The 22,726-nt window shown below is 69.2% G+C and carries 20 protein-coding genes; 13 read left to right on the top strand and 7 right to left on the bottom strand.

All coding sequences use genetic code 11. The features are described 5' to 3' along the window. Positions 1–64 precede the first annotated feature (64 nt). The 6 genes from menD to murF all read left to right on the top strand — a co-directional run bounded on the left by menD (position 65) and on the right by murF (position 7,576). Entirely contained in the window at positions 65–1,957 is a 1,893-nt protein-coding gene (menD, locus tag KQ310_RS13685; RefSeq protein ID WP_259722286.1) for a 2-succinyl-5-enolpyruvyl-6-hydroxy-3-cyclohexene-1-carboxylic-acid synthase, read from the top strand. A 17-nt stretch (positions 1,958–1,974) separates the two neighbouring features. Further along, positions 1,975–2,805, top strand: coding sequence for a 1,4-dihydroxy-2-naphthoyl-CoA synthase (menB, locus tag KQ310_RS13680; RefSeq protein ID WP_399238619.1), 831 nt, complete (start codon positions 1,975–1,977; stop codon positions 2,803–2,805). A 91-nt stretch (positions 2,806–2,896) separates the two neighbouring features. Then, entirely contained in the window at positions 2,897–3,583 is a 687-nt protein-coding gene (locus KQ310_RS13675) for a L,D-transpeptidase family protein (protein ID WP_259722284.1), read from the top strand. A 144-nt stretch (positions 3,584–3,727) separates the two neighbouring features. Then, the gene (gene glgA, locus KQ310_RS13670; protein ID WP_259722283.1) at positions 3,728–5,269 is read left to right on the top strand and encodes a glycogen synthase GlgA; all 1,542 of its coding nucleotides are present in this window, start codon (positions 3,728–3,730) and stop codon (positions 5,267–5,269) included. Next, positions 5,262–6,146 carry a hypothetical protein gene (locus KQ310_RS13665; RefSeq protein WP_259722282.1) on the top strand — a complete coding sequence of 295 codons (885 nt, stop codon included), beginning with the start codon at positions 5,262–5,264 and terminating at the stop codon, positions 6,144–6,146. The genes glgA and KQ310_RS13665 overlap by 8 nt, the downstream gene beginning before the upstream one ends. Then, entirely contained in the window at positions 6,131–7,576 is a 1,446-nt protein-coding gene (gene murF / locus KQ310_RS13660; protein WP_259722281.1) for a UDP-N-acetylmuramoyl-tripeptide--D-alanyl-D-alanine ligase, read from the top strand. The genes KQ310_RS13665 and murF overlap by 16 nt, the downstream gene beginning before the upstream one ends. 27 nt (positions 7,577–7,603) lie before the next feature. Here murF and KQ310_RS13655 read toward each other — a convergent pair whose 3' ends face one another. From KQ310_RS13655 to KQ310_RS13625, 7 genes are all read right to left on the bottom strand, one after another. Continuing rightward, a complete protein-coding gene (locus KQ310_RS13655; RefSeq protein ID WP_259722280.1) occupies positions 7,604–8,965 on the bottom strand; it encodes a chloride channel protein in 1,362 nt (453 codons plus the stop codon). A 16-nt stretch (positions 8,966–8,981) separates the two neighbouring features. Continuing rightward, positions 8,982–10,331, bottom strand: a complete 1,350-nt coding sequence (gene glmU / locus KQ310_RS13650) for a bifunctional UDP-N-acetylglucosamine diphosphorylase/glucosamine-1-phosphate N-acetyltransferase GlmU (RefSeq protein WP_259722279.1) — start codon at positions 10,329–10,331, stop codon at positions 8,982–8,984. A 27-nt stretch (positions 10,332–10,358) separates the two neighbouring features. Continuing rightward, positions 10,359–11,381 carry an MnmC family methyltransferase gene (locus KQ310_RS13645; RefSeq protein ID WP_259722278.1) on the bottom strand — a complete coding sequence of 341 codons (1,023 nt, stop codon included), beginning with the start codon at positions 11,379–11,381 and terminating at the stop codon, positions 10,359–10,361. Positions 11,382–11,386: 5 nt separating this feature from the next. Next, entirely contained in the window at positions 11,387–12,715 is a 1,329-nt protein-coding gene (aroA, locus tag KQ310_RS13640; RefSeq protein WP_399238387.1) for a 3-phosphoshikimate 1-carboxyvinyltransferase, read from the bottom strand. A gap of 65 nt (positions 12,716–12,780) precedes the next feature. Continuing rightward, entirely contained in the window at positions 12,781–14,400 is a 1,620-nt protein-coding gene (locus KQ310_RS13635; RefSeq protein ID WP_259722574.1) for an NCS2 family permease, read from the bottom strand. A 102-nt stretch (positions 14,401–14,502) separates the two neighbouring features. Continuing rightward, positions 14,503–14,940, bottom strand: coding sequence for an Rrf2 family transcriptional regulator (locus KQ310_RS13630; protein WP_259722277.1), 438 nt, complete (start codon positions 14,938–14,940; stop codon positions 14,503–14,505). 19 nt (positions 14,941–14,959) lie between these two features. Continuing rightward, positions 14,960–16,573 carry a UbiD family decarboxylase gene (locus tag KQ310_RS13625; protein WP_259722276.1) on the bottom strand — a complete coding sequence of 538 codons (1,614 nt, stop codon included), beginning with the start codon at positions 16,571–16,573 and terminating at the stop codon, positions 14,960–14,962. 52 nt (positions 16,574–16,625) lie between these two features. Here KQ310_RS13625 and KQ310_RS13620 point away from each other — a divergent pair, with 52 nt between their 5' ends. The 7 genes from KQ310_RS13620 (at position 16,626) to KQ310_RS13590 (ending at position 22,661) form a co-directional block, all read left to right on the top strand. Further along, on the top strand, positions 16,626–17,381 hold the full coding sequence (locus tag KQ310_RS13620) for a 2-phosphosulfolactate phosphatase family protein (RefSeq protein WP_259722573.1): 756 nt from the start codon (positions 16,626–16,628) through the stop codon (positions 17,379–17,381). Positions 17,382–17,466: 85 nt separating this feature from the next. Then, positions 17,467–18,285: a carbon-nitrogen hydrolase family protein gene (locus KQ310_RS13615; protein WP_197155148.1), complete on the top strand. Its 819-nt coding sequence runs from the start codon at positions 17,467–17,469 to the stop codon at positions 18,283–18,285. A gap of 20 nt (positions 18,286–18,305) precedes the next feature. Then, complete coding sequence (locus KQ310_RS13610) at positions 18,306–19,421, top strand: N-acetylmuramoyl-L-alanine amidase (RefSeq protein ID WP_259722275.1); 1,116 nt, start codon at positions 18,306–18,308, stop codon at positions 19,419–19,421. Further along, the gene (murI, locus tag KQ310_RS13605) at positions 19,418–20,233 is read left to right on the top strand and encodes a glutamate racemase (RefSeq protein WP_259722274.1); all 816 of its coding nucleotides are present in this window, start codon (positions 19,418–19,420) and stop codon (positions 20,231–20,233) included. The genes KQ310_RS13610 and murI overlap by 4 nt, the downstream gene beginning before the upstream one ends. 32 nt (positions 20,234–20,265) lie before the next feature. Next, the gene (gene sds / locus KQ310_RS13600; protein WP_259722273.1) at positions 20,266–21,237 is read left to right on the top strand and encodes a solanesyl diphosphate synthase; all 972 of its coding nucleotides are present in this window, start codon (positions 20,266–20,268) and stop codon (positions 21,235–21,237) included. 105 nt (positions 21,238–21,342) lie between these two features. Beyond that, positions 21,343–21,723 (top strand): hypothetical protein, encoded by a 381-nt coding sequence (locus tag KQ310_RS13595; protein ID WP_259722272.1) that lies wholly within the window; start codon positions 21,343–21,345, stop codon positions 21,721–21,723. A gap of 2 nt (positions 21,724–21,725) precedes the next feature. Continuing rightward, positions 21,726–22,661 carry a helix-turn-helix domain-containing protein gene (locus KQ310_RS13590; protein WP_259722271.1) on the top strand — a complete coding sequence of 312 codons (936 nt, stop codon included), beginning with the start codon at positions 21,726–21,728 and terminating at the stop codon, positions 22,659–22,661. Positions 22,662–22,726 lie beyond the last annotated feature (65 nt).

The raw sequence follows: 22,726 nt of genomic DNA, 5'->3' as shown, positions 1-22,726 counted from the left end.
GAACCCGGGGGCGCGCCGGCCGGTGAGGATGATCGGCCCATCTTGACCAACGGAGGCAACGCCAGTGGCGGCCGCAGCCCAGCGCAACCTGCAGGCGGCCCTCACCCTGCTGGCGGAGCTGCAGAGGGCTGGCCTGCAGCATCTGGTGTTGTGTCCCGGCAGCCGCTCCGGTCCCCTGGCGGTGGCCGCCGGGCTGCAGCAACATCGCGGCCTGCGGCTGCACACCGCGATCGACGAGCGCTCGGCGGCCTTCTTCGCCCTCGGATTGAGCCGGGCCGAGGGCCGGGCCGCTGCCGTGGTCACCACCTCCGGCACGGCGGTGGCGAATCTGCTGCCGGCCGTGGTGGAGGCCGACTACGGCGCCATCCCCCTGCTGCTGCTCACGGCCGACCGACCCGCCGCCCTGAAGGGGTGCGGTGCCAATCAGACCGTGAACCAGCAGGATTTCCTGCGCGCCAACTGCCGCTGGTATGGAGAAGGCCCGCCCACGGGACTGGCCGATGCCAGCGAGGCGGCGCTGCGCAGCTTGGCGTGGCAGGCCATGGCCGCCACCGCCGGACCCCCTGCTCCATCAGGACCGGTGCATCTGAATCTGCCCATCAGCGACCCCCTGCACGGCAGCGCCACCGACCTGCTGGCTTTGGCGGCGGCAAGCTTTCCAGAGGCGCAGGATCGAGCACCTGCAGATCCTCTCGATCCATCAGTTTCCAATCCCCGAAAGACTGAGCCGGCCCTCCAGCCCGCACGGCAACGTGCCGAGCTCTTTGGGCAACCTGCCGAGCCAGCGGCCACCCACCACAGCTCTCTGACCGATTCACCTGGTGAAGCACCCCACCTGGATCCCGACCGCCCCGGGGTGGTGGTGGCGGGCCCCTGGCGCGGCCCGATGGCAGCCTTTCCAGCCTTCCTGGAGGCGCTGCGCAATTGGCAACGACGCAGCGGCTGGCCGGTGCTGGCCGATGCCCTCTCCAGCCTGCGCGGCTGCCCTGATCTGGAGCTGATCAGCAGCTACGACCTGCTGCTGAACCAGAGCGCTTTGGCCAGCCCAGATCAACAGGCTTTGCAGGTGCTGCGGCTGGGTCCACTTCCCGCCAGCCGCCGATTGCAGCAGTGGCTGAGCACTGGCCAGCAGCGGCAGGTGCTGATCAGCGAATCGGAACCACGGCCCCTGGATCCGCTCGGCAGCGGAGCCCTGCAATGGGATGGGGGGTTGGTCTCCTGGTTGGCCTCCGCCCCACCGGGCTGGCGATCCGGCTCCCCCGCGCCTGGCTGTCTGGCCCTGGGGAGGCAATGGCACCAGGCGGAACAGGCGCTGCAGGCGTGGCTGGATCAGGCGCTCCAGCCAGACCCTGACTCCGGACTCAACGAACCTGGCCTGGCGCGGTGGCTGAGTCAGCGACTGCCGGCCGATCTGCCGCTGCTACTGGCGAACAGCAGTCCGGTGCGGGACTGGGAGAGCTTCGGCTCGCCGAGCGCCCCACCCCGCCCCGTGTTCTCCTTCCGGGGCGCCTCCGGCATCGACGGCACCCTCTCGCTCGCCTGCGGCATCGCCGAAGCCCTGGGGGCGGCGGTGCTGGTCTGCGGCGATCTGGCCCTGCTGCACGACAGCAACGGCTGGCTCTGGCAGCAGCAGCTGCGGGGCCGGCTCACGGTGCTGCTGATCGACAACGACGGCGGCGGCATCTTCGAGCAGCTCTCGATTCGACCCAGCGACGAGGCAGCCCTCGACTTCGAGCGTCTGTTCGCCATGCCGCAGGCGGTGGATCCCTGTGCCCTGGCCGCCGCCCACGGAGTTCCGGCCCGTTCGGCTCAGAGCTGGAGCGAGCTGGAGGAGAACCTGGCCTGGGCCCTTCCCGAATCCATGGCCCTGGTGCGGTTGAGGACCGACCGCCGCGCTGATGCCAGCCTGCGCCAGCACCTGCGCACAATGGCGGCAGCACGACCCGATCCCTCTTGAGCACGACCCCCCAGCCGGTGATCTGGCAGAGCGCCGGGTCGTATGAGGACATCCGTTTCGAGATCAGTGATGAGGGAATCGCCCGCATCACCATTGATCGGCCCCATAAACGCAACGCCTTCCGGCCCCGCACGGTGCAGGAACTCTGCGACGCCTTTTCCCGGGTGCGCGACAACCCCCGCCTCGGCGTGGTGCTGTTCACAGGTGCCGGTCCGGCGGCCGATGGCGGTTGGGCCTTCTGCGCCGGCGGCGACCAGAGCGTGCGGGGTGACGGCGGTTACCTGGATGAGACGGGCCTGCCTCGCCTCAATGTGCTCGACCTGCAACGGCTGATCCGCAGCCTGCCCAAGGTGGTGATTGCCCTGGTCGCCGGATACGCCATCGGCGGCGGCCAGGTGCTGCATCTGCTCTGTGATCTGAGTCTGGCGGCGGAAAACGCGGTGTTCGGCCAGACCGGGCCCCGGGTCGGCAGCTTCGACGGCGGTTTCGGCGCCGGCTACCTGGCCCGGGTGGTGGGGCAACGCAAGGCCCGCGAGATCTGGTTTCTCTGCCGGCAATACAACGCCCAGGAGGCCCTGGCGATGGGGTTGGTGAATCAGGTGGTGCCCCTGGAGCAGCTGGAGGCGGAGGGAGTGAGCTGGGCCCGCCAGGTGCTGCGCCACAGCCCCACGGCGATCCGCTGCCTCAAGGCCGCCTTCAACGCCGAAACCGACGGCCTGGCCGGCCTGCAGGAACTGGCGGGCCAGGCCACCCATCTCTTCTACAGAACCGAGGAGGGGCAGGAGGGTCGCAACGCCTTCCTCGAAAAACGCGAGCCCGACTTCTCCTCCTCAGCCTGGCTACCTTGAAGGTTGATCACTGCCATCGGATCTGTCCCAGCCAGTGCGCCCCGCCCACCGATCCGAACCGCTCTCTGAAACGCCGCTGTGGTCATTGCCGATGCCGGGCAGCCAGCCGTATCAAAAGGCTCGCCCGATCTACCGCGGGCTGCCCCGGAGCACCCTGGCTGGACTGATCAGCCTGGGGCTGACCGCGGCATGGATCGCTCCTGAGGCCGGTGCCAGCACCCAGTCCAGTACCAGCACCGAGGTGATTGGCACAAACCAGGTCGTGGCCGTGGCCACCCCAGCCTCAGCCGAGGCCGTGACGCAGCCCTCCCCCCAGACGGAACCAGCTGATCAGCCCCCTGGTGGACGGGAGCTGGTTCTGGATCGCCGCCAGCGACGCCTGCTGGTGCTCGAGAACGGCCAGGAAATCCGGCGCTTTCCAGTGGCGGTCGGCATGCCGGGATGGGAAACCCCCGTGGGCCGGTTCGAGGTGATGGAGCTGCGGACCAACCCGGTCTGGCAGCATCCGGCCAACGGTCGCCTGATTCAACCCGGACCGGCCAACCCGCTCGGCAGCCGCTGGATCGGCTTCTATCGCGACTGCAAGGGCCGCCGCGGCTTCAACGGCCAGGAGAACCTGGTGGTGCAGGGCTGCGTCACCGCCGGCTTCCATGGCACACCCAACCGCGCCAGCGTCGGCCAGGCGGTGTCGCACGGCTGCGTCCGCCTCTACGACGAACACGTGCAGGCGCTGTACAACCTGGTGCAGCTCGGAACCCCCGTAACAGTGCTGCCCTGACGGAGTTGCGATGACAGTGCTGCGATGACGGTGCTGCGCTGACGTTGCTGCGCTGACCAATGCTCCCGGACAGATCGGCACAGACCCCGGGGATCTCGTGCTGGACGGCGCCCGTAATATGCCGCCACCTCTGGCAGGATTTCGATGCGGGTGTTGTTCGCCGCCGCAGAATGCGCGCCCATGATCAAAGTGGGCGGCATGGGGGACGTGGTGGGCTCCCTGGCCCCAGCCCTGGCTGCGCTTGGCCACGACGTGCGCATCATCATGCCGGGTTACGGCAAGCTCTGGAGTCTTCTGTCGATTCCAGACGAACCGATCTGGCGTGGACACACGATGGGCACCGATTTCTCGGTGTTCGAAACCCGTCATCCCACCAACGGACTGCCGATCTATCTGGTGGGCCATCCGGTGTTCGATCCGGAGCGGATTTATGGCGGTGAGGATGAGGATTGGCGCTTCACCTTCTTCGCCAGCGCCACCGCCGAATTCGCCTGGAACGGCGGTTGGAAGCCGCAGGTGCTGCACTGCCACGATTGGCACACCGGCATGATCCCGGTGTGGATGCATCAAGACCCCGAGATCAGCACGGTCTTCACCATCCACAACCTCAAGTACCAGGGTCCATGGCGCTGGAAGCTGGAGCGGATGACCTGGTGCCCCTGGTACATGCAGGGCGATCACACCATGGCGGCGGCCCTGCTCTATGCCGATCGGGTGAACGCCGTGTCACCCACCTATGCCATTGAGATCCGCACGCCCCAGTACGGCGAACACCTCGACGGACTGCTCAATTACATCAGCGGCAAACTGCGCGGCATCCTGAACGGCATCGACACGGAAGACTGGAATCCGGCGACCGATCCCACCCTGCCGGCCACCTTCACGCCGGCCGATCTGAGCCCGCGGGCGCGCAACAAACAGGCGCTGCAGGAACGCATGGGTCTCACCTTGAGCCCGCGCACCTACCTGATGGGCATGGTCAGCCGGCTGGTGGATCAGAAGGGGGTGGATCTGCTGCTGCAGGTGGCAGACCGGGTGCTCGCCTACACCGACAGCCAGATCGTGGTGCTCGGCACCGGCGATCGCGGCTACGAATCGGGGCTGTGGCAGATGGCGGCCCGCCATCCTGGCCGCTTCGCCGTGTTTCTCACCTACGACGACGCCCTGTCACGGCTGATCTACGGCGGCAGCGATGCATTCCTGATGCCCAGCCGCTTCGAACCTTGCGGCATCAGCCAGATGCTGGCGATGCGCTACGGCTCGGTGCCGGTGGTGCGCCGGGTCGGCGGACTGGTGGACACCGTGCCGCCCCATGATCCGATCGGCGGCACAGGCACGGGCTTCTGCTTCGATCGCTACGAGCCGGTCGACTTCTTCACCTCGATCGTGCGCTCCTGGGAGGCCTACCGCCACCAGAGCAGCTGGGAGGAGCTGCAGCGCCGCGGCATGACCCAGGACATGAGCTGGAGCCGCTCCGCCCTCGAATACGACGCCATGTACCGCGATGTCTGCGGCGTCAAGGAACCCACCCCCCTGGCCGAAGACGTGGAGCGCTTCTCCCAGGGCCAGGATGCCGATCCCAGCCTGCGGGGTGGCCAGGCACCCGCTGCGGATGCCTCCCTGACCCAGGAAGGGCGCGGCAGCCGCAATCCGCTCAACCTGCTACGCCGCCGCCTCAATGGGTGAACGGGAGCGGGGCGAACCGGTCGCCCTGGAGTCTCGCCCCACCGACACCGCCCCCCTGCCGGCTGTCTACGAAAGTCCGTGGCGGCTGCTGGGCCGCGACCTGACGGCCCTTGCGGCCAGCCTGCGGCTGCTGGCCCGGGAGCTCCTGCGACGCAACAACAGCGGCGATCTGCCGCGACCGGGGCCCTGGCCCCGCGACCTTGCCCCCCTGTTCTGGCCGCTGATCCTGGCGGTGGCGCTGACGCTCAGCGGCCTGCTGGTCTGGACTCTGCAGCACCGCCCAGCCGCGACTCCGACTCCTGCTGCCCAGGGGGTGTTCGACAGCACCCCGCTGGCCAGTGGTGGTGACAGCTCAGGCACCCAAGCCCAGCAGCCCCCGATCGAGCTCAACACAAACAGCCAGCAGCGCAGCGCGACGCGTGAGCAGGACAGCGCGACGATCGAGGCCGCCAAGGGGACAGCAACAGCCAGCGGCACGGATCAGGAGCTGCCCCAATCGGAGGAGATCCCCGGATCAGCCGACCCGCAGCCCACGGACACCTCGACCACGGACACCCCGACCAGGGCCAGCCAGGCGGACAACGGCTACGCCGACGATGGCGAAGGCCTGATCGATGGACCAGCCACCTGGCTGGAGCTGATCGAGCAGCCGGAGCTCGGCGCTGTGATCCTGCGGCTGGATGCGTCCTACGGCCAGCTGCGGTCGGAGCAACGGCAGCAGCTGGCCGAGCGCTGGTGGGAGCACGCCCAGGGCCAGGGCTTCGATCGCCTGGAGCTGCGCGACATCCATGGGCGCCTGCTGGGGCACTCCGCCAGGCTCGGATCCGGCATGATCCTGCTCGATCCTGGCCTGCTGCCCCCATGGCGATCCGCCTGAGTGAACTGGAGGAGCTCTGGGGGGAACCCCTAAAGGCACCAGAAGAGCATCAGGACGTCCAGCCCGGGGCAGGGCTGACGGAGCTTTGCATCGAAGCCGATGCCATCTGCACCGACAGCCGTCGCCTCCAGCCAGGAGATCTATTCGTGCCCCTGGTGGGCGAGCACTTCGATGGCCATACCTTCCTTGAGCAGGCCCTGGCCAGCGGCGGCGCAGCGGCGGCGGTTGCCCAGGCCGATCGGCTGACGGAGAGTCAGCGAGAGCACTTGGCGGGCCTGGGGCGGCCCCTTTGGATCGTGGCGGATACGCTGCTGGCCTATCAGCAGCTGGGATCGCTGTGGCGCAAGCAGCTGGGAGCCCCCGTGGTGGCTGTGACCGGCTCCGCCGGCAAGACCACCACCCGCGAGCTGATCCGCGCTTCCCTGGCAGACCTGGGGCCGGTGGTGGCGAGCAGCGGCAACGAGAACAACGACATCGGCGTGCCCCTCACCCTGCTCAAGGCCCGCGCATCCACCGCCGCCCTGGTGGTGGAGATGGGCATGCGCGGCATGGGCGAGATCGAACGGCTCAGCCGCTGCGCGGCTCCCGATGTGAGCGTGATCACCAACATCGGCACGGCCCACATCGGCCGCCTCGGCAGCCGGGAGGCGATCGCCCAGGCCAAGTGTGAAATCTGCCTCGGCCTCAAACCCGACGGCCTGCTGGTGATTCCGGCGGGGGATCCGCTGCTGGAGACGGCGTTGGCCAGGGTCTGGTCCGGCGCGGTCTGGCGGGTGGCCCTCAGCAGCGACCCTGCCGCTGAACCACTGCCACCGGCTGATTGGATCGGTCATCTCAGCGGCGATGGCAGTCGCCTGGAGGTGCATCACAACGGCCGGATCCAGTCGGTGAGCCTGCCCCTGGAGGGACGACACAACGCCAGAAACCTCTTGCTGGCGCTGGCGGTGGCCGAGCGACTGGGCATCGCGCCCGACACCCTGACGACGCTGGAGGTGGACGTGCCCGGGGGCCGCAACAGGCGGCGGCAGATGGGTGGCCTCACGGTGCTGGATGAGACCTACAACGCCTCGCCGGAGGCGGTGCTGGCGGCCCTGGAGCTGCTGGCAGGCCAACCGGGGCGCCGGTTCGCCGTGCTCGGCACGATGCTGGAGCTGGGTGATCGGAGCCTGGCGTTGCATCAGCAGGTGGCCGAACGCGCCGCGGCCCTGGGGCTGGATGGACTGGTGATCGTGGATGGTGGCGCGGAAGGCGAGGCCATGCTCGAAGCGGCGCGGTCTCTGCCCCGGCTGGCGCGCGTCGCTGAGGCGATCGAAGCGTTTGAACCACTGCGCAGCTGGCTCAACGCCGGCGATGTGGTGCTGCTCAAGGCGAGTCGTGGCGTGGCTCTGGAACGGCTGTTGCCGTCTCTGGAGCAGGAGAGCTGGAGCTGATCGAAGCCTTCAGCCCGTTGGGTTCGCTCAACCCGGCTGGGGTTGTTCGGGTTGGGTGGGTTCGGGCTGTGATCGCTGACGGCGGGAGGCCAGCAGCCGATCCACCTGGCAGGTGTTCCAGGTGGAGCCGCCGCAGCGCTCGCCGATTGCCGCGGCCAGGGCCGCGGCCACCAGCAGCCAGGGCAACAGCTGGGCATCACCCTGCAAGGTGAACACAAACACTGCGCAGAACAGGGGGGTGCGGCAGGCACCGCTGAACAGCGCCGCAGCAGCCACCGCCGCCACCGCCGCCTGCTGATCGGCTGGCAGGGCCTGGATCCATGGGGCGATCAGCACCGCACCGAGGCTCATGGTGTCGTGCATCAAGCCGCCGGGAGCCCCGACAGAGATGCTGAGCAGCGGACCCAGCAGACGGGGCAAGCCCGCCCAGACCGGCGGGGACGAGTCACCAGCCAGGCCCGGGCCGAGGGAGAGGGAGCCATCGTTGAGGCTGAGACCACCGCTGGCAAGGGCCAGCAGGGCAAAGGCCATGGCCAGCGCCAGGGCCGACCGCCAGGGGTGGCTGCGCAGCACGCCGGCCACCCAGGCGCTGCAGGGAATCAGCAAGCGCACGAACACCACCCCGAGCAGACCCATCACCAGCGTGGTAACCAGCAGAGTGGGCCAGAGGGCCGGAGGCAGAAGCCGCCCCAGGGGCAGCTGGGCCAGCGCCGCCAGCCGGGCCGGCTGAGCCTCGGAGGCAGAGCCGAAGGCTTCGGACAGCACTGTGCCGAGACCCGCCAGCAACAAGGTGGGGAAGATCAGGGGAAATCCCTTGGCCGCACTCAGCTCCTCGAGGCCATAGGCCACCCCCAGCAGGGGGGAGCGGAACGCGGTGCCAAGGCCGGCAGCTCCTCCGACCGCCACCAGCAGCGAGGTGGGCAGCAGGCGAAGCGGAGTGAGCCAGCGGCGCAGGCCCAACAGGCAGGAGGCGCCCAGCGCCGCAGACGGGGACTCGGTCCCCACCGACAACCCCGCCAGATGGGTGAGAGCCAGCAAAGGCAGCCGTGCGAGCTGAACCCGCCAGTCGAGGCTGGCCAGGAAGGCGCTCTCGTCAGGGGTACCGCTGCCGTCGGACGCCTCGGGCTCCGGGCGCTGGAGCAGCAAGAGCCCCGTGAGCCCCCCTCCACGGCCCCTTGCCAACGGCCCCCAGGCCAGCCGCACGAACAGCAGCGTGCCCGCCAGGGTGATCAGGGGCAGCCAGAGCGGCAGGGCCTCGGACCCACCCAGGGGCCACAGTCGCTGCAGGCGGAATCCCTGCGCAGACAGCCATTGATAGGGCTGCTCCGCCGCCGTGATCACCACAGCGGACAGCAGCAACGACAGCAGCAGGGGCAGGGAAAGCAGCACGATGGGACCGTTGCGATCAGACAGGACCGGGCCAGTTCTCCTTGATCCACTGACGGGCCCGGCCGATCGCCAGGGCACCGCTGGGCACGTCCCTGGTCAGGGTGGAGCCCGCCCCCACCGTGACCCGTTCCCCAAGGCTGATCGGGGCCACCAGCACCGAATTGGCCCCGGTCTTGCTGCCGGCGCCGATCACGGTGCGGTGCTTGCGGAGACCGTCGTAGTTGGCGGTGATCGTGCCGGCACCCACATTCACGCCGGCGCCGAGATCGGCATCGCCGATATAGCTGAGGTGATTCACCTTCACCTCCGCCTCCAGCACGCTGTTCTTGATCTCCACGAAGTTGCCGACGCGGCAGCCAGCCGCCAAGGTGCTGCCGGCGCGGAGCTGGGCGAAGGGACCGATCGCGCAGCCATCCGCCACGACGGCGCCGCGCAGCACCGAATGGAGCACCTCCACGCCACAACCGAGTTCGGAGTCTTCGATCAGGCAGCCCGGGCCGATGCGGCATCCATCGCCGATCACGCTGCTGCCGCGGAAATGGCACTGGGGTTCCACCACCACGTCGCGGCCGAAACGGCTGCCATCACTGAGGGTGCAACTGGGTGGATCCACGAAGGTGACCCCCTCGGCCATCCAGTAGCGCCGCAGCCGGTCCTGGAGCACGGCTTCGCACTGGCTGAGCTGCAGGCGGTCGTTGACTCCGTTGATCTCATCGGGATCGCTCACCTCCAGATGCACGGCTGACTGCAACAGCGCCACGGTGTCGGTGAGATAGAGCTCCCCCTGGTCGTTGTCTGGGGTGAGCAGGGGCAGCACCGCCGCCAGTTTCGGCCAGTCGAAGCAATAGATGCCGCCGTTGATCAGGTTGTTGTCCCGCTGGGCCGGGTTGCAGTCGCGATGCTCCACGATGGCGCTCACCTGCCCGTCGGCATCGGCGAAGACACGGCCGTAACCGCTGGGATCGTCGAGCCGGGCGGTGAGCAGGGACACGGCGGCGCCGCTCTGGCGATGGCGGGCCAGCAGCTGCTCCAGGGTCTCCGGGCGCAGCAGTGGCACATCGCCGTTCAAGACCAGCAACTCGCCCCTGAAGCCGGCCAGAGGCTCGAGCAACTGCTGCACGGCGTGGCCGGTGCCGTTCTGCGGCTGTTGCAGCACGTACTCCAGACCGTTCAGATGGCTCAGTTCCCGCTCGACCAGCTCGGCCTGGTGGCCCACGATCAGCAGTTGCCGTTGCGGATCCAGGGTTCGGCAACTGCGCAGCACCCGCTCCACCAGGGTGGCGCCGGCCAGCGGCTGCAACACCTTGGGACGATCGCTCTTCATACGGGTGCCCTTTCCGGCGGCCAGAACGGCAACGGCGAGCATCAGTGAAGGCGGCGTCTGCGGCGGAATCTACCGGCGGTGACCCTCCAGGCCCCAGCGACGGCGCCAGGCACTGCTGGGTTCGGCACGGCCAGCGGCCTGCTCCAGCTGGCGATGCTGTTGGATCGCGGCCGCCGTGGAGCAGCCGCTCGGATCGCGGTAGGGGTGGCCGGCACTGGTCGTGAGGTGCTCCCACTCCATCGGCGTGAGCGGCCGCAGCCAGACGGAGGGGGGCAGCGGCTCTGGACTGGCGGCCGTGCCTCCGCTCCAGCGGCGGCGCGCAGAGGTCTCGCCCAGCACCGCCGGACCCGTGGGCGAAAGGATCGTGGTCAGATGAAGACCAGCCCGACGCAGGGCCTGGCGCACGGCCGCCGCCGAGCAGTAGCTCAGCCAGCGCCCATGGGGGGCCAACAGGCTCGCCATCGCAGCCAGCACCTCCTCCGTCCAGAGCTGCGGGCAATGGGCTGGCGAGAAGGCATCCATCAGCACCAGATCACAGCGGCCGGCCAGCTCGGCAGCCAGCCGAGGCAGGCTGCGGCGCGCATCTCCCCAGAGCATCGATCCGCGCAACATCGGATCCAGCAAACCTGAATCCTGCGAGGCCAAATCCTGATCCGACTGTCCGTGAAGGGTCTCCAGCACTGCCAGAGTGGAGGGCAGCCACTGGGCGCGGAAGCCTGGGTCGGCCAGGGAAAGGGCGAGCGGTTCGGGGTCCAGCTCCAGGCCCCACCAGCGCAGCCGCAGGCCCCGGGCGGCGGCGGCCTCGATCAGGGCGGCGGTGTTGGTGCCCGTGCCCACACAGCACTCGAGCACCAGCAGCTCCCGGCCGGCCGGGAAGCGCTCCAGCTCGGCCGGTCCCACGAACTTGGCCAGGGCTTCAGCCAGGGCGCCCTCGGCGCTGTGGAACCCCTCACCGAACGCGGTGCTGTAGAGGCTGAAACTGCCGTCGCCGGTGCAACGGGGCTGGAGCGCGCTGCTGGAGAGGGCGTGCCGGGAGCAGGCCGTGCTGTTCGCGGCTGAAGCGGCCGCTGAAGTGGCCGCTGAGGTGGCCACGGATCTCAGGCCCGCAGGCGAGACAGATCGTCCCAGAAGCCCGGATACGACACAGCTGCCGCCTCGGGCCGCGCCAGGCTGGTGGCACCCTCTGCCACCAGCGACGCCACCGCCAGACTCATGGCCACCCGGTGGTCGGTCTCGCTGTCCACGGCGGTGCCGCGCAGCACGGTGGGACCGGTGATCGCCAGACCATCGGCGAACTCCGCCAGGCGAGCGCCCATGGCGCCGAGCTGGCGGGCCATCACCGCCAGCCGGTCGGTCTCCTTGACCCGCAGCTCCTCGGCATCGCGGATGCGGCTGACCCCCTCGGCAAAGCAGGCCGCGACGGCCAGCACCGGAATCTCATCCACCAGACGGGGAATCAGATCGCCGCCGATGTCGAACGCCTGCAAGGGGCCATGGCAGACGTGCAGATCCCCCACCGGCTCGCCCGCCACATCTCGGGCATGGCGCACCTCGATGGCGGCACCCATCTGCTGCAACACCTCGAGGATGCCGGTGCGGCTGGGATTGAGTCCCACATTTTCGACCGTGAGCACGGCGCCGGGGGTGATGGCGGCGGCCACCAGCCAGAAGGCCGCGGAGCTGATGTCGCCTGGCACCACCACGCTCTGACCGCGCAGCGCTGGGCCTGGGGTCACGGTCACGTCGTTGGCGGCGGAGCCACCCACCACCAGGTGGGCGCCGAAGGCCCGCAGCATCCGTTCGCTGTGATCGCGCGACTGGGCCGGCTCGATCACGGTGGTGGGCCCCTCAGCGGTGAGGGCCGCCAGCAGGATGGCGCTCTTCACCTGGGCCGAGGCCACCGGCGTGTAAATGGTGCTGCCGCGCAGGGGCTGACCCAGCACCGCCAACGGCGCAAAGTTGCCGCCCTTGCGGCCATGGATCTGGGCACCCATGCTGGCCAGGGGTTCACCGACTCGGCGCATCGGCCGGCCCCGCAGGGAACGATCGCCGCTGAGCACGAAATGGCGCCCGCAGCGGCCCGCCAGCAGCCCCAGCATCAGCCGCATCGTGGTGCCGGAGTTACCGCAATCGAGCAGATCGCCAGGTTCCTGCAGCCCATCCAGGCCCACCCCCTGCACCAGCACCGGCTGGCCGGCCTCGATCGGCGAGACCTCCACCCCCATGGCCCGCAGGCAGGCTGCGGTGCTGAGCGGATCCTCAGCGGGCAGCAACCCGTCAATGCGGGTCTCCCCCTCGGCGATGGCACCGAACAGCAGGGCCCGGTGGGAGATCGACTTGTCGCCCGGCACCCGCACCGTGCCCCGCAGGGAGCCTCCGGCCGGCAGGTGCAGCGGGGCTGGAATCGCGGCGGCGGCGGAGGTCAAGGGAACCGGGCGGGGCGGGGTGCTGATCCTATGGAGAGCCCGCTGCGAGCTCCCGCTGTGAGGGCTCAGCCGGGGTTGGAATCGCCGGTTCGCCGGGCGACCAGGGCCGCAGCCGCCAGGATCAGGGCCACCAGGCCATAGCCGATGGCCCACTCTGCACCGGCGCCGTTGCCGAGCTGCAGGGCCGTGTCGGCGGCGGTGAAGCGCCAGGCATGGATCAGGCCGAACCAGGAGGCCAGGGCGGCGATGGCCGCGCAGAGGGCCGCCGCCTTGAAGCGACCTTCGATCACATACACCAGCAGGGCCGACAGCAGCATCGCCGCCACGATCTGCCCCTGCTCCAGGGCAAAGGCCCCGGCCGCCCAGATGTCCGCCTGGCGCAGGGGCTCCAGCAGGGCAGGCCCGAACGGCACCAGGGCCGTGCCCGCACCGCCGGCGCGCAGGCCCGCCTTGAGCAGCAGCGCCCCCCAGCCGGCCAGGCCGGGCAACAGACCGAGCACCACCGCCGGGGCATGGGCCGGCGGCGTGGCCTGAATGCTCTGGACCGTGATCACCAGGCCGATGTAGAGCACGATCGCCATGCCGGCCTCGATCGGCACCACCTGGCCCACCAGGCCGAACAGGCCCAGCAGGCAGCCCAAGCCCATCACCAGCCCGTTCAGCCAGGAGTACCCGATCCTGGCGCCCATCGCCTTCCAACCCGGATGGCCGATGTAGATGGTGGTGGGAAAGCAGGAGCCCAGGGCGGCCGCTGCCAGGGTGCCGACTCCGTTGATCAGCAGGGAACTGCGCACGGGGTAGCGATCCCCGGCGGCATCAGCGCTCTCGAGGTTCTGGAGCGACCCCAGCAGGTTGAACAGCCCCATCGGCACGATCACCCCCAGCCAGGGCAGCAACTGATCGCGCCCCTGCCAGAGCCCGGCCAGCTGCAGCTGGGGCAGGTGCAGCCCCACGGCCGCGAGGCTGCCGGCCCAGAGGATGGGATCGAGCCGGATCAACCCGGTGGCAAAGGCCAGCACCGAACCGAGCAACACCGCCAGCAGACCGCCCGGGATCGGCAGCCGGATCCGGCCGTAATAGGTGACCAGAATCACCGCCAGCACGGGCAGGCCCACCACCGGCCGCGCATAGGTGCGCAGCAGGAAGCCCAGGGCGATGTAACCCAGAGCGATCCCCGCCAGGGTGGACAGCAGCGCCGCCCGGGGCAACCAGCGCCGCAGACCGGCGACGCCGAACGCCCCCACCGCCTCGATCAGGCCGGAGCCAAGACAGGCGACGATGCCGGCCTGCCAGGAGAGCCGCACCGCGGCGTCCTCCGGCAGGCCCATCCCAAGCGCCGTCAGCTTCACCGGCAACATCACCAGGAAGATGTAGGCGAACAGGCTCACCGTGTTGATGCCGTAGGGCAGGGCGGTGCGATCGGAGCGTCCCTCCCGCCGGTCGAGGCGGTAGGCCTGCAGGGCGTAGGCCGCGTTCCCCACCACCAGGCTCACGCCCGTGGCCGGCAGGATCGTGCCGAACAGCAGGGCATCGGGATAGCCGAGCACCCCCCGGCACAAGCCCAGGATCAGCAGGATCTGGATGAGGTTGTCGAGGCCAAGGCCAAGGAAGCCATCGAGATCACCCCGCACCCACCAGCGGTGTGAGCAGCTGGACAACACCGGCCCCGCAGCGGTGGGCGGCATGGCGGGAGGGAAGGAAGACATGCGCGGCCGCGGAGCGGGCCGATCGTGCCACTTCTGAACCGATCAGCCAAACCGATCAGCCAAACGGGCCAGTCGAGCCGATCAGCCCAGCAGCAGGCCCTGCTCCTCCCCGATCGAAGCCTCGGCACTGCGCAGATCGAACAACAGTTCAGCCAGGGTGAGACGGCCCAGCTCCCGCTCCATGGCGCGGCGCAGGCGCTGCTCCAGGGCCGCCGTGACCCGATCGCTGGCCTTGGGCAGCTCCAGGGAGGCGGGGTCCTCGCTGGGGTCGGCCGCCACCGCCGCCAGAATGGCCGCCAAGGGGATCTCTTCCGCTGGCAGAGCCAGGCGGAAACCGCCGCGACGTCCCCGGCGGGATTCGAGCAGCCCGGCGCGGCGCAGCCCCAGGAGCTGCTGCTCCAGCATCGGCGCGGGCAGCTCCAGAGCCGCCGCCAGCTCAGTGCAGGATCGCCAGACCTGCGGAGCCAGGGCCAGCTTCAGCAAGGCCTTGAGGGCGTACAGCCCACCCTTCTTCAGCATGGCCCTGGCCGCGGGGGTGTCATCGCAGGCTGGCCAGCCGTTCCAGCACGTGCTCGAGCGTGTAGCCGAACAGGGCCGGATCGGGCTGGCTCTGGCCCACGTCCGCCAGCCCCAGCTCCTGCCAGCGGCCATCTAGGCGGGCCTCCAGCTCGGCTGGGCGGCGCAGCGGTTCACCCCAGGGATGGCGCTTCTCGGGGCCGATCTTGGTGGTGGCATCGATCGCCAGGCGGCCGCCCAGACCCAGCCGCTCGCTGGCGAAGTCGAGGCTGTCGAACGGGGTGTTCTCCAGCACGAACAGATCCCGCTGGGGATCCACCTGGGCACTGATCGCCCAGATCACCTGGCGGGGATCGCGGATATTGATGCTCTGATCCACCACCACCACGAACTTGGTGTAAGTGAACTGCGGCAGGGCGCTCCAGAAGGCCATGGCGGCGCGCCTGGCCTGGCCGGGATAGGCCTTGTCGATGGCAATCACGGCCAGCTTGTAGCTGAGGCCCTCCATCGGCAGGAAAAAATCGATGATCTCCGGGATCTGCTGCCGCAGGATCGGGGTGTAGATGCGGTTGAGGGCGATCGCCAGCATCGCGTCCTCCTTGGGGGGCCGGCCGCTGAAGGTGGTGAAGTAGATCGGGTCGCGCCGCTGGGTGACGCACTGAAACCGCACCAGCGGTGAGGGCTCGACACCGCCGTAGAAGCCCATGTGGTCGCCGAACGGGCCATCGGCCAGCTCCTCGCCGGGGGTGATCGTGCCCTCCAGCACCAGCTCACTGTGGCTGGGAACCTCCAGGTTCACCGTCTTGCACCTGGCCAGCCGTACGCCCTCACCGGCGTAAAGACCGGCAAACAGCCATTCGCTCAACTGCACCGGGATCGGCGTCGCTGCCGCCATCACCAGCAAGGGGTGCACCCCGATGGCGATCGCGATCTCGAGCGGCTTGCCCAGCGCCGCCGCCTTGCGCAGATGGCGAGCGCCGCCCCGCACGCTCAGCCAATGCACCGTCATCGTGTTGATCGACTGCCGCTGCAGCCGATACACACCCACGTTGGGGGTCCCGGTTTCCGGGTCCTTGGTGATCACCAGACCCAGGGTGATGATGCCGCCGGCATCGCCCGGCCAGGGCCGCAGCAGGGGCAGGGCATCGAGATTCACCTGGTCCCCCTTGAACACCTGCTGGTGGCAGGGGGGGGTGAGGTCGAGATCGGGGCGGGCCTTGACCAGATCCCAGAGCAGGCCGCCGAACCTGGCCGCCTCCTGCATGCCCTTGGGGGGGCGGGGCTGCTGCAGCAGGGCCAGCCGCTCGCCGAGGGCCTCGAGCTCCTCGGGCCGCTCCATGCCCATGCTCCACAACACCCGCTCCTGGGTGCCAAGCAGGTTCACGGCCACCGGCATCGTGCTGCCGATCACGTTCTCGAACAACAGGGCCGGCCCGCCGCAGCTCAACACCCGATCGGCGATGGCCGCCAGCTCCAGATCGGGATCCACCGGGGCGGTGATGCGGCGCAGCTGACCGCGCTGCTCCAGCAGGGTGAGATAACCGCGCAGATCGCGGCGGGAGGCGCCGGTGAAGCCCCGGGATGACCCCGCATCCACCGCCGACCCGCCAGCCTCTACGCCGCTGCTCCGCACCATCACCAATCCCTTGCGGTGCCTACTGTGACGCACCCCTGTGGCGACCGCGGCCGTGCTCCTGTCCTATTTCCATACCTCCGAATGCGTCCCCCCGGTGACGTCCGTGGCGGAGGGCGGCCCGGATGCCGCGGTGGTGATCGATGTGCTGCGGGCCACCACCACGATCGCCTGGTCCCTGAAGAACGGCGCCGAAGCGATCCAGGCCTTCGCCGACCTGGCTCCCCTGAACACCGCCGCCGCCGCCTGGCCCGCCGAGAAACGCCTCAAGGCCGGCGAGCGCGGCGGCAAGCGGGTGGAGGGTTACGACCTGGGTAACTCGCCCCTGGCCGTGGTGCCGAAGCTGGTGGCCGGCAAGCGCATCTTCATGAGCACCACCAACGGCACCCGCTCCCTGGCGGCGGTGCAGGCGGTGCCCCAGCTGCTCACCGCCTGCCTGCCCAACCGCAGCGCCGTGGCCCGGCGCCTGGTGGAGACCGGCGCCGAGCGGGTCTGGATCGTGGGCAGCGGCTGGGAGGGGGATTATTCCCTGGAAGACAGCCTGGCGGCCGGCGCGGTGGCCTCGGCCGCCATGGAGCTGGCGGTGGCCCCCCACATGGGCGTGCGCTGCGGCAATGACGAAATGCTCGCCGCCCTTGCCCTCTGGCAGCAGTGGCGCCACGACACCGAAACCTGCCTGCGGGCCGCCAGCCACGGCCAGAGGCTGATCGGGCTCGGCAACCACGACGAAGATTTCGCCTGCTGCGCCGCGGTCGACACCCTCACGATCGTGCCGCGGCAGAGCGCTCCAGGGGTGCTGGAAGCCAGCTGAACCGGCCCTTCTCATTGAAGAGAGCGGCGGGCTGGAAGGGGCTGGGCATGTCCCTTACAGTTCGCCGGTCGTGACGGGATGACGGGTGAGCAGTTTTCTGGCGGCAGCACTGCAACTCACCAGCACTCCGGATCCCGACGCCAATCTCGCGGCTGCCGAGGAACAGATCGAACTGGCGGCCCGCCGCGGCGCCGAGCTGGTGGGCCTGCCCGAGAACTTCGCCTTCATGGGGGAGGACTCCACCAGGATCGACCTGGCCGCCGACCTGGCCGAGCGCTGCAGTCGCTTCCTGGTCACCATGGCGCGCCGCTACCAGGTGACCCTGCTCGGTGGCGGCTTTCCTGTGCCCGCCGGGCCGGGTCACACCTTCAACCGGGCCGAGCTGGTGGGCAAGGAAGGGCAGCTGCTGGCCCGCTACGACAAGATCCACCTGTTCGATGTCGACCTGCCGGACGGCATCACCTACCGCGAGTCGGCCACGGTGCAGCCCGGCCAGCAGCTTCCGCCCGTGGTGGATGTGCCAGGCCTCTGCCGCATCGGTCTGTCGATCTGCTACGACGTGCGCTTTCCAGAGCTCTATCGCCACCTGGCCCAGGCGGGAGCCGAACTGCTGATGATCCCGGCGGCCTTCACCGCCTTCACCGGCAAGGACCACTGGCAGGTGCTGCTGCAGGCGCGGGCGATCGAAAACACCGCCTATGTGGTGGCCCCGGCCCAGACCGGCCTTCATTACGACCGTCGTCAGACCCACGGCCATGCCCTGGTGATCGATCCCTGGGGCACGGTTCTGGCCGACGCCGGCGTCGCCCCCGGCCTGGCCGTGGCACCGGTGGATCGGGATCACGAAGGCCGGGTACGGGCTCAGATGCCGAGCCTCCAGCACCGCCAACCGGCGCTGTTCTGATCGGCATGCCTGTATTACGCATGCCCCTGTTCCGGATGACGCCCAAGCGCCTGTCGCTGCTGCTCGCTCCGCTGCTGGTGGCGCTCGCGGCCCTGCCCGCCTGGGCCGCCAGCAGCCTGGGCGCCTGGCGCATCAGCCGTGAGGGGATCCTGGAGCTGCGCACCACCCCGGGCGTGCAGCTCCAGGCCTTCTTCGAAGAGGGCTCCGGCGGCCGCGGCCCCCGGATCTGGGTGGATCTGCCCGGCGCCCCCCAACGCAGCCGGACGATCAGCGGCGGCGGTGCCATTCGGGAGGTCCGAATCGGCAGGCCCGACTCCGGAACCACCCGTCTGGTGGTGGAATTCCAGCCCGGCACCCGCCTCGATCCCCGCCAGCTGAGGCTGGTGGGCACCTCCCGCGACCGCTGGCGGATGGATCTGCGGGGCGTTCAGACCCGCGCTGCAGTGGCCCTGGGCGAGGGGAATATGGAGGCTCCCACCATTGCCAGCTCGGGATGGACTGGCAGCAGTGGTGGTGGTGGTGGTGGCGGCAATTTCAGTTCGGCCACCACCCCCCTCTCCGCCGATGGCCTGCCGGTGGTGCCGAAGGGCCGCTTCAAGGTGGTGCTGGATCCAGGCCATGGCGGACCCGATCCCGGCGCGGTGGGGATCGGCGGATTGCGCGAAACCAACGTGGTGCTCGATGTCGGTCTGCAGGTGGCGCAACTGCTCCAGGCCAGGGGCGTGCAGGTGCTGATGACCCGCACCTCGGAGGTGGACGTCGACCTGCCGCCGCGGGTGACCCTCGCCAACAGCAACCGGGCCGACGTGTTCGTCAGCATCCACGCCAACGCCCTGAGCATGGCGCGGCCGGATGTGAACGGAATCGAGACGTTCTATTTCCAGGGCAACGATTCCAGACAGCTGGCGGCGTCGCTGCAGCGCCAGATGCTGGCGATCTCCCCAGGCTCTCCGGATCGGGGTGTCCGCACCGGCCGCTTCTACGTGATCCGCCGCACCGTGATGCCGGCCTCGCTGGTGGAGATGGGATTCGTGACCGGCAACATCGACGCCCCTCGCCTGGCCGATCCGAACTTCCGGCGCCGCATGGCCCTGGCCCTGGCGGCCGGAATCCTCGATTACCTGCAACGCTCTTGAGCCTCCTCATCGGCCTGTTCGACAGTGGTCTGGGTGGGCTCACCGTGCTGCGCCAGATCCAGTCGCTCTACCCCCATTCCCCCTGTCTGTATCTGGGGGATACAGCCCGGGTTCCCTATGGCGAGCGCACCCCCGAGGACATCCGCGCCATCGCCGCTGAGGTGGTGCACTGGCTGCGGCTGCAGGGGGTGGGTGTGCTGGTGATGGCCTGCAACACCTCCAATGCCCTGGCCCTGGATGTGGCCGTGGCCGAGGCGGGCGTGCCGGTGGTGGGCCTGATCGACAGTGTCGCCAGCGAACTCAGCAGCGACCGGATCGGTGTGCTGGCCACCCCGGCCACGGCGGGCAGCGCGGCCTATGGCCGAGCGATTCATGCCTGCCGGCCGACGGCCGAGGTGATCGAGGTGGGCTGCCCGGCCTTCGTGCCCCTGATCGAGGCCGGCAATCTGGAGGATCCAGCCCTGGAAGCGGCCGCCCGCGGCTACCTCGAACCGATGATCGCCGCTCAGGTGGACACGATCGTGCTGGGCTGCACCCACTACCCCCTGCTGCGCCCCCTGCTGCGCCGTCTGCTGCCTGCAGGCATGCGTCTGGTGGATCCGGCCCAGGCCGCTGCCCGGCGCCTGGGCCCCCTGCTCGGCAACCTGGGCGATTCGCCGGAAGTGGACCTGGAGGACGATCCGATCGACCCGCCGAGGCTGCTCTACCGCTACTGCGTCACCGGCTCGGCCAGTGGCTTCGCCAAGGCCGCGACCCGTTGGCTGGAGCGGCGTCCACGGGTGGAGAGAGTGGAGCTCCGGACGCCCTCCTGATCCTTCTAGGATCAGCTCACCAGGGAGGTGTCGTGGCCACGGTTGCAGAACTTCTTCAGCCGGTCGAGGCCGATCTCGACGCCTTGCTTGCCGATCTGCGCAGCCTGATCGGAGCCGGTCATCCGATCCTGCAGGCTGCCGCTGAGCACCTGTTCGCCGCCGGCGGCAAGCGCCTGCGGCCCGGCATCGTGCTGCTGCTCTCGCGTGCCATCGATCCGGAGGGGGCGCTCGGCTCCCGCCATCGGCGATTGGCCGAGATCACCGAGATGATCCACACGGCCTCGCTGGTGCACGACGACGTGGTGGATGAAGCCGCCACTCGCCGCGGCGTAGCCACCGTGCACAGCCGCTTCAACTATCGGGTGGCAGTGCTGGCGGGCGATTTCCTCTTCGCCCAGGCCAGCTGGCACCTGGCCAACCTCGACGACCTCGAGGTGGTGAAGCTGCTCAGCCGGGTGATCATGGACCTGGCGGACGGGGAGGTGCGTCAGGGGCTGTTCCGCTACGACACCGGCCAGAGCTTCGAGACCTACCTCGAGAAGAGCTACTGCAAGACCGCCTCACTGATTGCCAACAGTGCCCGCGCCGCCGGGGTGCTGGCCGAGCTGCCCCAGCCACGCCTTGAAGACCTGTACCGCTTCGGTCGCCAGCTGGGGCTGGCCTTCCAGGTGGTGGACGACATCCTCGATTTCACCGGCAGCGACCAGCAGCTCGGTAAACCCGCCGCCAGTGACCTGGCCGCCGGCTACCTCACCGCTCCCGTGCTCTACGCCCTCGAGGAGAGGCCGGCCCTCGCAGGCCTGATTGAGCGTGAATTCTGTGAGCCGGGCGATCTGGACCAGGCCCTGGCCCTGGTCAGGGGCTGCGAGGCCATTCCCCGCTCCCGCGCCCTGGCCGAGCAGTTCAGCCGCGAAGCCCATGAAGCGCTTCAGTGGCTGCCGGCCTCAGAAGCCAGCACCGCCCTGCTGGCGCTGCCCGAGTTTGTGCTCAGCCGCCTCTACTGAGGTCGCGTCGACCGCTGAGGTCTTGCCGGAGGTCTTGCTGGAAGTCTTTCCGACTGACGTCGCTGGATCACGGAACTAGAACGCGGGCAACCGCTCTTCTTCGTCATGGGCCTGCCTTCGTTCTCGATCAGGAACTTTCCGCTTGTCGCAGCCACCGCAGCCACCACGCTGCTGATGGTCTGCGCATCGACTGGATTCGCCCAGCAGATGGACGCCAGCCGAGTTCGTGCCGCCAACCTGGCCCGAATGGAGGCCGAACGGATCAATGGCGGGCTCAGTCGCTACAACACGGCCGCCTGCATGCACCAGATCGGCGGGGGCGACTGCCTGATCCGCAGCACGGATCAGGGCTATCTGTTCGAATTTCTGGGCGGCGGTCCCGGCTGGCAAACCATGAACAAGCCCGCCACCGTTCAGACCACGATCCTAATCTCGCCCGACGGCAGTGAGATTCGCCAGGTGGACTACAACGGCACTCCCCGTTAATCGTGACCCAGAACCCGCGCGACTCTGAGGCCACTGCTGCCTCCGCCTTCCTGGGCGGCCATGACACCCCACCCGATCCGGAGAAGATCCTGCGGACGATGGGTCAGCAGTTAAGGCAGGGGCGCGAAGCGCGGGGACTGACCACCGCGGCGCTGGCCGAAGAGCTGTACATGCGAGCCGAACAGGTGGAGGCCCTGGAACAGGGCGACCGTGCCCATCTTCCCGAAATGGTGTACGTGATTGCCCAGGCCCGGCGCATCGCCAAGCGCCTCGGACTGGATGCCAACGCCGTGATTGAGCCGCTGCTCGACATCCGGCCTGGGACTCACCGCCCGGCTGGATCCGCCAGCGCCTCAACCGTGATGCCCCAGCACCCGGTCAGCCCCGCCAGCAGCCCCGCGCCGCAGGTCCAGGTCCAAACCGGGCCTGCCACGCCAAGCTCGCCACCCAATTCTCCAAGCTCACCCATCCAGTCCAGCCCCACCACGCCAGTTGATGCCTCCCCATGGATCGGGCGGCTTCTGCCCCTGGCGGTGCTGCTGGTGGCCCTGGTGGGGGCGGGCCTGGCCTGGCAGCGCTGGGGCGGCGCTGGCTTGCGTGGTGGCGATGCGGTGCCGGCCGCAGGCAGCGGATCCCAGGCGGCGGATCAAGCCAGGGCCTCCAGGACCAGCCTGCGGCTGAGCAGCCGCGAACCCACCTGGCTTGAAGTGAAAGACAGCAAGGGCAACAGCCTCTACCGCGGGTTGTTCAAGGGCTCAAGCCAGTTCGCCCTGGGCGAGGGCCTGGAGGTGCTGGCCGGTCGGCCGGATCTGCTGATGGTGGAGCGCGGCGGCCAGACCGCCGAGCCACTGGGCCGCATCAACGACTTGATCTGGTATCGCTTTTCCACGGAAGGCCAACGTCTCACCGAAGGCCAACGTCTCGAGGAGCCCTCCTGACGCCAGATCCGATCCCTACCAGGCCCTACCGAGCAACGATCCATCGGATCCTCGGGCTTCTGCTA

The sequence above is a fragment of the Synechococcus sp. CS-1328 genome (assembly GCF_025128095.1).
Lineage (GTDB): Bacteria > Cyanobacteriota > Cyanobacteriia > PCC-6307 > Cyanobiaceae > CBW1002.
The sequence above is the reverse complement of the archived record's forward strand: the minus strand, read 5'-3'. Positions and strand labels throughout refer to the sequence as shown.